Origin of the sequence: Butyrivibrio hungatei NK4A153 (assembly GCF_000424465.1) — a bacterium.
Lineage (GTDB): Bacteria > Bacillota > Clostridia > Lachnospirales > Lachnospiraceae > Butyrivibrio > Butyrivibrio hungatei_A.
This window is the reverse complement of record NZ_AUJY01000001.1, coordinates 66,189-78,172: the sequence shown is the minus strand read 5'-3', so window position 1 is coordinate 78,172 and position 11,984 is coordinate 66,189. Positions and strand designations below refer to the sequence as shown.

At 39.7% G+C, this 11,984-nt stretch carries 13 protein-coding genes; 1 reads left to right on the top strand and 12 read right to left on the bottom strand.

Annotation, left to right across the window (positions count from 1 at the left end):
* Positions 1-96: 96 nt before the first annotated feature.
* Entirely contained in the window at positions 97-285 is a 189-nt protein-coding gene (locus G628_RS0100365) for a holin (RefSeq protein WP_330365379.1), read from the bottom strand.
* A 489-nt stretch (positions 286-774) separates the two neighbouring features.
* Here G628_RS0100365 and G628_RS0100360 point away from each other — a divergent pair, with 489 nt between their 5' ends.
* Positions 775-1,107 (top strand): helix-turn-helix domain-containing protein, encoded by a 333-nt coding sequence (locus G628_RS0100360; protein WP_027208186.1) that lies wholly within the window; start codon positions 775-777, stop codon positions 1,105-1,107.
* Between the two features lie 145 nt (positions 1,108-1,252).
* Here the strand turns inward: G628_RS0100360 and G628_RS0100355 are convergent, their stop codons facing one another.
* The 11 genes from G628_RS0100355 to G628_RS0100300 form a co-directional block, all read right to left on the bottom strand.
* Complete coding sequence (locus G628_RS0100355) at positions 1,253-1,519, bottom strand: hypothetical protein (RefSeq protein ID WP_074461064.1); 267 nt, start codon at positions 1,517-1,519, stop codon at positions 1,253-1,255.
* A gap of 202 nt (positions 1,520-1,721) precedes the next feature.
* Positions 1,722-2,522 carry a hypothetical protein gene (locus G628_RS0100350; protein WP_027208184.1) on the bottom strand — a complete coding sequence of 267 codons (801 nt, stop codon included), beginning with the start codon at positions 2,520-2,522 and terminating at the stop codon, positions 1,722-1,724.
* 654 nt (positions 2,523-3,176) lie between these two features.
* On the bottom strand, positions 3,177-4,478 hold the full coding sequence (gene rlmD / locus G628_RS0100340; protein ID WP_026655300.1) for a 23S rRNA (uracil(1939)-C(5))-methyltransferase RlmD: 1,302 nt from the start codon (positions 4,476-4,478) through the stop codon (positions 3,177-3,179).
* A 217-nt stretch (positions 4,479-4,695) separates the two neighbouring features.
* The gene (locus tag G628_RS0100335; protein ID WP_027208183.1) at positions 4,696-5,079 is read right to left on the bottom strand and encodes a hypothetical protein; all 384 of its coding nucleotides are present in this window, start codon (positions 5,077-5,079) and stop codon (positions 4,696-4,698) included.
* A gap of 128 nt (positions 5,080-5,207) precedes the next feature.
* Positions 5,208-5,963 carry a DUF4097 family beta strand repeat-containing protein gene (locus G628_RS0100330; protein WP_026655302.1) on the bottom strand — a complete coding sequence of 252 codons (756 nt, stop codon included), beginning with the start codon at positions 5,961-5,963 and terminating at the stop codon, positions 5,208-5,210.
* A 17-nt stretch (positions 5,964-5,980) separates the two neighbouring features.
* The gene (locus G628_RS0100325) at positions 5,981-6,946 is read right to left on the bottom strand and encodes a permease prefix domain 1-containing protein (protein ID WP_026655303.1); all 966 of its coding nucleotides are present in this window, start codon (positions 6,944-6,946) and stop codon (positions 5,981-5,983) included.
* Positions 6,946-7,281 carry a PadR family transcriptional regulator gene (locus G628_RS0100320; protein WP_026655305.1) on the bottom strand — a complete coding sequence of 112 codons (336 nt, stop codon included), beginning with the start codon at positions 7,279-7,281 and terminating at the stop codon, positions 6,946-6,948. The genes G628_RS0100325 and G628_RS0100320 overlap by 1 nt, the downstream gene beginning before the upstream one ends.
* A gap of 115 nt (positions 7,282-7,396) precedes the next feature.
* On the bottom strand, positions 7,397-8,446 hold the full coding sequence (locus G628_RS0100315) for an acyltransferase (protein WP_027208182.1): 1,050 nt from the start codon (positions 8,444-8,446) through the stop codon (positions 7,397-7,399).
* A gap of 26 nt (positions 8,447-8,472) precedes the next feature.
* Entirely contained in the window at positions 8,473-9,732 is a 1,260-nt protein-coding gene (locus G628_RS17800) for an HD domain-containing phosphohydrolase (protein ID WP_051198918.1), read from the bottom strand.
* Positions 9,733-9,850: 118 nt separating this feature from the next.
* Positions 9,851-10,876 carry a sugar kinase gene (locus G628_RS0100305; RefSeq protein WP_026655307.1) on the bottom strand — a complete coding sequence of 342 codons (1,026 nt, stop codon included), beginning with the start codon at positions 10,874-10,876 and terminating at the stop codon, positions 9,851-9,853.
* A gap of 122 nt (positions 10,877-10,998) precedes the next feature.
* Positions 10,999-11,961 carry a bifunctional 4-hydroxy-2-oxoglutarate aldolase/2-dehydro-3-deoxy-phosphogluconate aldolase gene (locus G628_RS0100300; RefSeq protein WP_026655308.1) on the bottom strand — a complete coding sequence of 321 codons (963 nt, stop codon included), beginning with the start codon at positions 11,959-11,961 and terminating at the stop codon, positions 10,999-11,001.
* Between the last annotated feature and the right edge of the window lie 23 nt (positions 11,962-11,984).

The following is an 11,984-nucleotide window of genomic DNA, read 5'->3' as shown; positions in this document are numbered from 1 at the left end:
CTCCTTTTCTTTTTGTACTTTGTTTTTTGGTTTCTGTGTTTTATTTTTTGTGTTCTGTTTTCATTGTTGAAGGAAGCGCCAAGCCGGCGCCTTTCCTTATTTCTTCAGTTCCGGAATCCCGGAAATACTCATCAGCAGGGAAAGTATTCCTGCCAATGATGCCGCACTTGCAACCATCACCCAATTAACGTCTCCCAGAAACTCCGAAGTTCCTATCGTGGCAATGGCTGTCTGTGCCACCGTCTTCACAGCTCTTATTCCTGCTGCTTCAAGCCAGTTCTTCATAAGCATTCTCCTTTCCTGTGCGTAGATTTTATAGAACAAAAGTTAATTTGTTTTATCCATACTTATACATTCGGTAAGTCAATGGATAAAAAAATTTACGCACATGGTGCACGTGCCAGTCCTAATAACAGCATATTTGCGTGTTCTGACATTCTCATCTCACCTCCGTTCGTTTTAGCTTGATTTAATCATATATCACGTTTGGAAAGTTGTCAATACATTAATTTACCGTTTGTTTATGCCGTGATTCTGATAAAATAATCAAACACTGCTATTTTACTGCGTTTTACGGATTTTATACTTACCGAAAATTATTTTAATTTGACGTTTTGGATGAATTGAATTATACTTTTGGTAAGTTTCTGAAATTATTCCATATATGAATAAAGAGAATGTATATTAGCCGGTTAAGATGTTTTATCTTAAAAAAGCGGCATTACACTTTCATTTATCCAAGATAATATATCAAATTAGAAATGAGGATATCCTATGAACAACACATTAGGAGGAAGAATAGCTGAATTACTTACTCAGCTTAATATGACTCAGCGCGAACTCGCTGAAAAAGTCGACGTCACCGAAGTCTCAATGTCTCGATATATAAAGGGCGACCGTGTTCCGAAAGGGCCCGTTATAGCCAATATCGCTACTGCCCTTCACACTACTACCGACTATCTGTTAAACGGAAACTCATCAGAAAGCGGAGATTTTGAATCCGAATATTATATGATACATAGACTTATCGCAAAGAATGTATCCAAGATGACATCCAAGCAAAAGCGTGAACTCATCAACGCCCTGCTTGAGTCTGAAGATGAATAAAGGCATTCGATTATATATTCCATTTTGATAGAAAATAGTGTTCAGACATACCCACATGTGATATGTATCTTCCTTTCCGCCATTCTACTTGGTAGATAAGGTACTTACCACATATTAAAATATGTCTTTGCACTTTTTTTACCATCTATCCGATTATTTTCTCACGAAGCGCTATCCCCTCTACAACTCCGTGCAGATATGCTTCCGATGCAAGCTTACCGTCTGCAACGGTTATGGCATCTACTATTTCATTAAACTGCAGTTGCCGGTTCACATCCAGCATTGCTCGAAATGTTATGATCATATCATTTATCTCATCACGTTCCTTCTTGTATTCTTCTGTCTGAACAAATAACTGCATAGAGTCTTCAAACGCATCCTTGATACATTCCTCAATTTCCACTGTTTTCATACCTCCAAAGTCAAAGCCAATGTTGCATAGATTGATGTATGGTAGCGAATCTATGATTATTATATCGAACACGTGTTCACATGTCAATTTATTAATTGTCCTTATCTGCAATCTTGTCCAATCCCCTCAGGATAACAGCAATAGTCATTTTTTACTCAGTATTGTTTCATTCCTCCTGAAGCGTTTATGTTCTCATTAGGTATCACAAATATTTTTTTATCATCGCATCTATCGTATTGTCGCTTAATACATAGTTTCCGGTTTCAAATGTAACAATCAGCCTATCTCCTGGCACTATTCCATTTCTTATATATGTATCTATCTTTCTGACCGCTGTTTCCGCGTATTGAGGATCGTCCATTCGTCCATCATGTTCCCAATACACTTCTTTTCCGGTTCTCCTACTAATAATTGTAAAGTCAGGAAATATGATTCCATATCCTTTTAGCTCAAGCGGACACTCATACTTATATTCTATCCCGCGTTCAAAGAATGTATCCGCTATTATTTTTTCACTCTTCGACCTGACTCTCTCGCCTTTCCTTGTACATATCTCCGGTGAATCCTCAGAAAAACTTTTCCCGTTATATTCTATTTCTTTCCACTCAGATATCCTCTGTTCAAACGGAATCTCATACGCTCTGACTAATTTCTTTCTCGTAGGATTCATGCATGCATATATTTTTTCAATTTCATGATCATCATAATCCGCATTTATTTTTTGTATCTGCTTAAGTCTCAGATCAACAAGTCTTTTTACCTTTTTGTCATATCCTTTCTGCGCAAGAGCTTTGATAAATTCGGCATTTTCCTTTTTTATATAGTTTCCCTGATATATTGATTTCTTGTTTTCATCAGTACAATGCATGTATTGAACAAGCTTCCCCGACGATGAAATCCTAAGTCGCCCCTCCGGTGCCTCATCCAGCTGCTTATCAACTACAGCCTTTATTCTCAGAAGCCGTTCCTCCTCTTTATTTAGTAGCTCTTTTAATCCGTACATTTACTTCTCCTTCTTTTATCTTTGCTTAGCCAAATGACCTGATTATTGTCTATGCACTGCAACTTTTCTGAATAAGCCGATTAACCTCTGCTTTTTACACTCTTTTCACCACATAGGCAGTGAAGATTTTTTTACTCGCAATGCCTAGATTAAGAATGTCCTGAATCTAAGCAGATGAATTTGCGCTTTATTTTTTATCCCTCTCTGACTAGATTTATGAAAAAAGCACATAAGCAGTGCCTCTACCACTTTTTTCTATAGATAACAGCAAAATACCTCTGCTCATAATGAAAGCATTGTAAATATGAGCAGTAATCATCCTCAAAAAGCAAATGCCTATTTCAAAATAGTTGGGAATATAAGCAGTGAAAAGACTCTAAACGTCACTGACTATATTGTGAAAATAGAATTTATAGCAGTTTTTCAGACTAAAAACCGCTTCGAACATTATATACCTAATCCAAAAAAGTGACCACTATTTTTTAGTGATCACTTTTCATAAAAAATACACTCATTACTTAGCCACGACTTGGCTTCGTGGACATCTATCGCAGGGACCTTTGTAATCTTCTCACCACTTTTTCACAAGGAAGTTCTGCTCTCGCGCTAAGCGCGAGCCAGAACAACAGTCTTCTGTAAACTCAATCTGCGCCTTCAGCTTGATTTCGTTAACAGACAGACTGTTTCTATGCTCCTTGTAAACGGGAACATATCTACCGGAATTGCCTTCTTTACTTTGTAGCCGCCTTTTGTGATAAGTTCTAAGTCTCTTGCAAGAGAATCCGGGCTGCAAGAAATATAAACAACCTTCTTGGGCGAAAGATTGATCATTGAATTGATGAATTCAACCGTTGAACCTGAACGCGGCGGATCCATAAATACAACATCCGCTTTATCTCCGGAGTCAGCCATTTGTTGCATGAATTTAGTGGCATCATTTTTGTAGAAAGTAATATTCTTTACTTCATTTATCTTGGCATTTAATATGGCATCTTTTACCGCATCGCCGTTGAGCTCAACGCTTATAACTTCCTTTACATGGGGACTTGCGATAATTCCGATCGTGCCAACACCGCTGTAGCAGTCAAGCGCGATCTCATCTCCCGTAAGCTCTGCCATATCAATCGCGGTCTTGTACAAAAGCTCTGTCTGCACAGGATTCACCTGATAGAAAGACTTGGGACTTATCTTAAATTTCATTCCGCAGCATGTATCATAGATAAATCCGGGGCCGTAAAGAGGCTTCTCTTTATCGCCCAGTATCATGCTTGTCTGCTTGTCATTTACATTAAGGACGATAGTTGTGATCTCGGGATGCTCTTTTCTGAGCGCCTTAACAAAGTTATTCTTTGATGGGAAAATAGGTGATACCGTAACAAGCACAACCATTATCTCCCCGCTGTATCTGCCTATTCTGATAAGAACATGACGAAGAAGCCCAAAACCGTTGTCTTCATCATAGGTCTTGATCTTAAACGATCGGAGCATTCCTCTGATCGAAGCAATGATTGCATCCGCCTTCTCATCTTCAAGAAGACATTTTTCAACCGGTACTACTTCGTGGCTTCCCTCTTTGTATATTCCGGAAATGGGATTTCCTTTTCTGTCATGTGAAAAGACTGCATGAACCTTACATCTGTAGTGTTCAGGCTCCTCCATTCCGATAAACGACTCTACTTTTGTATAGGGTTCAAGAAGTTCTGCAAGACGTGCATGCTTTAAGTTAAGCTGTTTCTTATATGGTGTATCTATCATCTGGCATGCACCGCACTTCTTGAAATACGGGCATCTGCTCTTTTTTACGGCAGCACTCTTGTCATTACCGTTTTCTTTAACTCCCGTTCTCTTCTGAGGATTTCCGGGCACACTTTTTCTCGAAGCCTCACCCTTAAAAGGTTTACGTGCCGTCTTTGCCTTTTCAGTATTCTTTTTATAAACATTCTTTTTCTCAGCCATAAGAATCTCCAAAAAAATTTATTTCCTAATCCAATAAAAAAGCATTTCGCTCGCGAAATGCTAGCGCGCGAGCGGATTGCGTAAGCAATATATTCCTTACCGCGAGCTGCGCATCCCTGCGGAGCTTTTTTTGTTGAATAGGGAATTTCAGAGAAATTTCCTATTCAACAAAAAAATAGAGGAAACAATGTCTCCCCTATTCTGCATGCTCAACTTATCATTCGTCGTCAGAAATTTCTTCAATCTTTAAAGCAGGTAATATCATAGGATTGGGCTGTGACTTAACAGCTTCGCTTCTTCTGCGAATTCGATCCTCAGCATCAAAATCGCCGTAGTCCTTATACTTGATTCCATCAATTCCTTCGGAAATCTCTTTCGCTCTAGCAAGCTCATTTTTATTTATCTTGAATGTACAAACAATCTTGTTTCCTTTTCTGTCGAACAATCTCTGCAAAAAAGACTTGTCCTGCCATTCTATGAAATATGATATTCTATGCGCAAGAAAGCGCTCCTCAAGCATTTTCTTGGAATCAATGCTGTATACCCTGCAAAAAGGTATCTCATTGTTAAAAACCTGATTTGTCTGGATAATAGATGACATAAAAACCTCACAAAAAAATACAATTTATAGGAAACGCCTAACCTCCCAGCATTCCTACGATATTGATTATACCTTAGAGGTTTCATTCTTTCAATTATTCTTTTAACCAAAAACAACTCAATTATCGATTATTTGATATTCACATCGCCCATATCACATGTGACACTGACTAATCCGCCGCTTCCGGATTTATTGTATTTATTCGAAACAGTATTCCCGTCAACCTTACATCTTCCCAATGAAACCTCAAGCTCCAGGCTATATTCCGAAATATCTCTTACAAGGTTCGCCTCAAAATTACCCATAGCAAGCTCGGCATCGATTTCTCTCACATCAACGTTCTTTACGGACACATCGCCCATATCGGCTTCCATGTCGATTTGGTCTACTGTCAAATCCTCAATGTCAATGTCTCCAAGCGCACACTCGATATTCATCTCTTTTGCCGAAACACCTGTAATATTGGCATTTCCAAGAGCGCACGAAAACTCAATCTTATCAACCCCTGCGTCGGCAGGAACCGTTATTGTAAGCACATTGTCAACGCCATGAAGATTTCTTTTATGCGGTTTGAAAAGATTAATGCCGACATCATCTGATGAATTCTGATTTACAACAAGAGTCTTGTTATCTTCTTTAATCTCAGGCAAAAGCTCTTTTAACCCGGAAAAACTTGCTGAAAACTTATCTCCAGAAACAATATTCATATCGATAAGTCCCGCATCTACATCAATGTTTTCGATAATATCATAGTCATAACTGACATTTACAATTTCACCGGTTGTATTCTTGTTTCCAAAAAGTCCATACATATGATAGGCACAGCCAAAGATCACCGCAAAAAATGTGATCGTTCCCAATATCATCAAATATATCTTTTTCATATATTTCTCCCGCTCCATCACCACTTGGTATTAAAAAGAGACTTCATAATACCGTTAAAAACTGCCGCAAGTGGCCATATGATCCATGTAATATGCCAGTCAAAAGAAATGAAACTCCAGATTATATATATGCATGTGACCGTTCTCCAATAAACAGACATCACTTCAGCCGCTTTCTTCTTGTCTGTATAAGGCTCCTTTGTAGCGCGAACAGCTTCGTAATTACCGGCAACCGTTCCCGTTCCGTTAAGAGAAAGAAGCTTTGCATATGCGCTGTCTTTGGCCCCGGATGCGATAATAAGAAGCACTCCGATTCCGACAATAACAAACAGCATCGCAGGACCTACAATAACGTAATAATAATCCTTTGCAGAAAACAATCCTTCGAAAATTATAACGGGAATCACGCTTACAATACAGAACATGATTCCAACTGTAAGCATAATGGCTCTGCTCGTCATATTGTTCTTTTTGGCTGCATATACATACTCTGCCGTAGAATAATCAATACAACAAAGCGTGTTATCAAGAAACTTCCACTGCGACATACGAATATTAGCCCACACGATAAGGCCCACTCCGATGCTCACATCGATGAAAAGGAATGCAGCTCCGATATCATTCAGAATAATAGGGAATATGGGAGAAAAAATAATAAGCATAACCCCAAGGCCGATGAGCATTCTGCTCTGCGCCGCATCATAAATATAATTTCTTGCTTCTTCATTGGTCAAAAGACGTCTCTCAGAGATATCCGTACCTCCGACAACACTCTCGATTCCAAGAGATTCGGCAAGTTCCTCGAGATTTCCAAATTCTGAGATTACAATTCCAACAGCTTCATTCTGTGGCTTTCCTTCAGAAATAAGTTCGGTAAACTTGTCCTCCATCATGCTCAAAAGCTCATTCTTCGCGCGCATAACTTCAGGAGTGTTAGGCAAATTTGCAAACATAGATTCCAAATAATTTCTTATCGTTTCCATTACTTGTCTCCTCTAATAAAGTTCTCCACTACTTCTTTGGTAAGTGCCCATTCAAGACACTTTTCTCGGTAATAATTCTTTCCACTCTCAGTTATCTTGTAATATGTTCTCTTCTTACCATTATCTGCATTCTGACTGTAGGACTCTACATATCCGTTTTTCTCCATTCTGGTAAATGCAGAATACAGCGTAGTTTCCTTGATTATATACTTTTCTTCAGACAACGCTCTTATCTTCTTAGATATTTCATAGCCATAGGATGGTTCTTCCATCAATATAAACAAGATCATCGTGTCATTGTATCCTCTAATGACATCACTACTAATCTCTATCATTTACAACCTCCTTGAGATATTTATCCATACTATGCCTGTCGTAGTAAATATACTACGGCTGCCGCAGTATGTCAATAAGAAACGAACCACTCTGTCCGTTTTTTTATCTTAGTATTTATTTATGAAAGATTTTTTTCTTAAAAGCTTTAAAAAGAAACGTCAAGAGCCCTCCAAGAGTCATTGAAAAAAAGCAATAAACAATCGAAGACCAGAACATCTTGTAATCACCTTTAAAATCAAAAAACTTCTTAAAAAACGGACCGATAACCGGATCCAAAAGATATATTCCAAACGTCAGAGCACCAAGCGCTGAAATAACACCATCTGCACGGTGCCCGCTTTTTAAAACCGATTTTTTTACAAACACAAACACCGATATTACCATGATGAAAACAAATCCGTCAAACGACTCTCCTCCCCCTGATATAAGAAACGCAACGGCCCCGAGAATACCCGCTGCCACAAACAAAGCTGTAAGAAGTATCCTGTTGGAATAAAATGTTTCTTTTTCATCAAAACATCTGTCGAGTCCATAACCAATAAGCGGATAAAAAACGCAATCCACTATGATAATCGCAGGCTGAAATTCATGTGCAATATGCATATTACTGCCCGTTATACTGTTCGCGATCAAAAACAGCATAGGAATAACAGCGCCGATAATAAATCTGACGCCTATCAGATAAAAAACATCTCTCGTGTTCATTCTTACTGCTATGGATCTAAGAAAGGGAAGAATCAAAAGAATCCCCAGATATGCGTACAGATACCAATAAGGCCCTGCACCGTCAACCGTCGCCGACGCAAAATTCCTGATAAATCCGGGAATGTAGAATTCTCCTTTATAACAAAAATGCGAAACGATACTAAATCCCAACAGTATCGCAAACATCTTAAAAATCCTGCCAAATATATCTTTGTAATCCCTGTCTCTGCTAAGAAGCAGGCTTCCCGTTATCATGTAAAAGACAGGAACATTTATCTTTACCGTCATCGCAATAAACAGGCGCACAAACAAAAGAACCGTCAATGCACCCGTATCATATTCATATAACTTTATACACCCTTGCGTGTGATTAAAAACAACCAAAAAACATGCAATCAGTCTAAGCAGATCCAGATGTGCGAATCTGCCGCTCCCCAATGCCTTCTCCTTATGAAGCAAGCACAGTTCCCCCTTCGATTTTCATATTATAATCCCATGTAAAGTCCGGGAATATCCTCTTCACTGATATGGAGTTTGTCGTCGCCGCCTTCGTCCTCGGCAGTCTCCATCTTAACAACGTTAACATAGCCGTCGTTGATCATATCAACCATGTACGGAACGATCTCGGGATCGAACTGACTTCCGGATCCCTTCTGCATCTCTTCTATGATTTCATCCTTACTAAGATGTCTTCTGTACACACGGTTACTTGACATGGCATCGTAAGAATCCGCAACTCCTACTATTCTGGCATAAAGAGGAATCTCACTTCCCTTAAGCCCCTCAGGATATCCCTTTCCGTCAAATCTCTCATGGTGATAAAGAGCTGTCTCTCTGACACCCTTAAGTGACGAAAGCTGCTTAAGCATGTTACCGCCGGCAACCGTATGATTCTGGACAAGCTGTCTTTCCTCATTTGTAAGTTTACCGGGCTTGTTGAGAATTGCATCCGGAACGCTTATCTTACCTGCGTCGTGCAAAAGACCTGCATAATAGACATTCTGTATCTCAGATTCCGTAAGGTGCATTCTCTTTGAAATCTCGGCAGCGTACATCGCCACTCTTCTGGAATGGCCTCTTGTATACGGATCCTTGGCATCGATAAAGCTAATGAATGTATTCATAGACTGAAGAATAATCCTGATATCATTCTTCTGTTTCTTCAAGAAGCTGATTGAATTGTACTTTACAACCATGTAACTTGCGCAGAAAACTATCCACAAAACAAATAGTGCGGAAATGAGCTTATTACCTAATGTACTTCCTGTAGGATCAAGTTTAAATCCTGTGATAACCATACTTGTAGGTGCATAATCCACAGACGCATCTATAGACATTCCAAACTCACAGCTCTCACCTGCTTTAATAGTCATATTGTTATAAAGAGGTGAAAAAATATAGCTATCGCCCTCAGGTGCACCTTCAACATTATGTACATCTATAACTTTTACAGTCGGAAAATATGCCATCTTGAGATTCCAGTTTGTTATATCAGTATCTCCGGAATTAACAATCTCAATCTCATATTGGGTTAATGAACCGTTTTCAGTTTTCTGAACCAATGTCTTGGAAACCTTGGCATAAAGATCATCAGAAAGCTTTGCACCGGTAAGACTAAGTTTACTCGTATACACAGATGAAACGTTATTATGTGTAATAAGTCTTTCTACATAAAAAGCTGTTATCAATATCATTAATACTGATAATAGAGTCAAGAATGTATTGACCGTCTTATCAAATTTCATTATTTGATTCCTCACATCTACTTTGTTTCAAACTTTCGCAAATATATTATACAAAAAACACCGTACATTTAACAATGCACGGTGCTAATGTTATTAAAAAAATTTTATAAAAAATAAATTATCTCTGGATACGTCCCGATCCATCTCCGCCTGCAAGCTTGTTAACTTCATCAACTGTAACAAGGTTGAAGTCGCCTTCGATTGAGTGCTTAAGAGCAGATGCAGCAACTGCGAACTCGATTGTAGCCTGAGGATCGAATCCGTTTACGCAGCTGTAAATAAGTCCGCCGCCGAATGAATCTCCGCCACCTACACGATCAACGATACGAAGTGCATACTTCTTTGAGAAGTAAGCCTGACCGTCTGTGTAAAGCATTGCGCTCCAGTTGTTATCATTTGCAGAAATTGACTCACGAAGTGTGATGGCAACTTTCTTAAATCCAAATCTCTCTGTAAGCTTCTGAGCAACCTCGATGTAGCCCTCTCTGTTAAGCTTACCTGTAGTAACGTCTGTTGAAGAAGCCTTGATTCCGAATACATCATCGGCATCTTCTTCGTTAGCGATACATACATCAACATACTGGCAAAGCTCAGCCATAACCTTGCCTGCCTTTTCCTTGCTCCAGAGCTTTCCTCTGTAGTTAAGGTCGCAAGAAACTGTAAGTCCATGCTCCTTAGCCTTCTTAGCAGCCTCAAGTGTGATCTCTGCAAGAGAATCACTTACAGCGGGAGTAATTCCTGTGAAGTGGAACCACTCAGCACCCTCGAAGATCTCATCCCAGTTGAAGTCAGCGGGAACTGCCTCAGCGATTGCAGAATGTGCACGGTCATAAATGCACTTTGAACCTCTCTGTGAAGCACCCTTCTCGTTGTAGTAGATACCTACTCTGTCGCCGCCTCTAGCGATCTTTGTTGTGTCAACACCGTACTTTCTGAGTGAATTAACGGCAGCCTGACCGATCTCGTGCTTAGGAAGCTTTGTAACATATACAGAATCAAGTCCGTAGTTTGCAAGAGAAACAGATACGTTAGCTTCTCCGCCACCAAATGTAGCTTCAAGGTGATCAACCTGAACAAATCTTAAATAATTATCGGGCTGCAGACGCAGCATAATCTCACCAAATGTAACAACTTTCTTTGACATAGTATTATCCTCTCTCTATCTAACTAAAATTATTTATTTTCATCAAGAAGTTCCGCTCTCGGCAATAAATGCCTCGCCGGAACAAAACTTCGCACTAAACTCGAAAAAACCTCGTTAAGTGATCAGTTTTTTACAAGATGTACAGCGAATCCTCCAAACTCATCAGCAAGATATGCAACCTTAAGATGGTTGTCAGCATCATAGCTAAATGATGACTCATCGAACTTAACGCCCTGCTTGCCAAGATGATAAACAGCTCTGTCCACATTGTTTGTTCCAATCGCAATGTGTCCGTTTGCTCCGCGTCCCTTAGCCTTCATAACCTCAATCACGCTACCGGCAAATACTGAAGAATTGCCAACCTTCTTAGTGAATCCAAAGAGTGAATCAAACTTATCTGCTACTGACTCAGCTGCAGCTGCATCTGACTCATTGATTCCGATATGCTTCATAGTGAATCCGAGCATTGCATTAACAGCATCTCTTGTCATAGCTTCTATCTCATCGAACTTACCTGCTGAGATAAGATCCTTCTTAACCATCCAGCTTCCGCCACAGCAGAATACCTTATTGAATCCAAGGTAATCATTGAGGTTGTTCTTGTTTACACCACCTGTGGGCATGAAGTGCATCTTTGTATAAGGAGCTGCCATAGCCTTAATCTTGGCTATACCGCCATTCTGCTCGGCAGGGAAGAATTTTACGCAATCAAGACCAAGCTCTATAGCCTGCTCTACCTCACCGGGTGTTGCTGTTCCGGGAACTACCGGTACACCGATGCTCTGAATATACTCAACATTTGATCTGTTAAATCCGGGGCTTACGATAAACTTAGCTCCTGCTGCTTTTGCGCGGTCAGCCTGCTCTGCATTGAGAACAGTTCCTGCACCAACGATCATCTCAGGGTATTTTTCAGAAATAATCTTGATCGCATCCTCAGCTGCAGCTGTACGGAATGTAACTTCTGCTGCGGGAAGTCCACCTTTTATAAGTGCCTCCGCAAGAGGAGCCGCGTCTTTTGCGTCATCGATCGCAATTACTGGCACAATACCAATTTTGTAAAGTTCTTCACAAATCTTATCCATTTCTTTCGCCTTTCTCTTTATAA

Coding starts and splice junctions, on each gene's coding strand:
- G628_RS0100365 (WP_330365379.1), bottom strand. CDS start 285: ATGAAGAACTGGCTTGAAGCAGCAGGAATAAGAGCTGTGAAGACGGTG.
- G628_RS0100360 (WP_027208186.1), top strand. CDS start 775: ATGAACAACACATTAGGAGGAAGAATAGCTGAATTACTTACTCAGCTT.
- G628_RS0100355 (WP_074461064.1), bottom strand. CDS start 1,519: ATGAAAACAGTGGAAATTGAGGAATGTATCAAGGATGCGTTTGAAGAC.
- G628_RS0100350 (WP_027208184.1), bottom strand. CDS start 2,522: ATGTACGGATTAAAAGAGCTACTAAATAAAGAGGAGGAACGGCTTCTG.
- rlmD (WP_026655300.1), bottom strand. CDS start 4,478: ATGGCTGAGAAAAAGAATGTTTATAAAAAGAATACTGAAAAGGCAAAG.
- G628_RS0100335 (WP_027208183.1), bottom strand. CDS start 5,079: ATGTCATCTATTATCCAGACAAATCAGGTTTTTAACAATGAGATACCT.
- G628_RS0100330 (WP_026655302.1), bottom strand. CDS start 5,963: ATGAAAAAGATATATTTGATGATATTGGGAACGATCACATTTTTTGCG.
- G628_RS0100325 (WP_026655303.1), bottom strand. CDS start 6,946: ATGGAAACGATAAGAAATTATTTGGAATCTATGTTTGCAAATTTGCCT.
- G628_RS0100320 (WP_026655305.1), bottom strand. CDS start 7,281: ATGATAGAGATTAGTAGTGATGTCATTAGAGGATACAATGACACGATG.
- G628_RS17800 (WP_051198918.1), bottom strand. CDS start 9,732: ATGAAATTTGATAAGACGGTCAATACATTCTTGACTCTATTATCAGTA.
- G628_RS0100305 (WP_026655307.1), bottom strand. CDS start 10,876: ATGTCAAAGAAAGTTGTTACATTTGGTGAGATTATGCTGCGTCTGCAG.
- G628_RS0100300 (WP_026655308.1), bottom strand. CDS start 11,961: ATGGATAAGATTTGTGAAGAACTTTACAAAATTGGTATTGTGCCAGTA.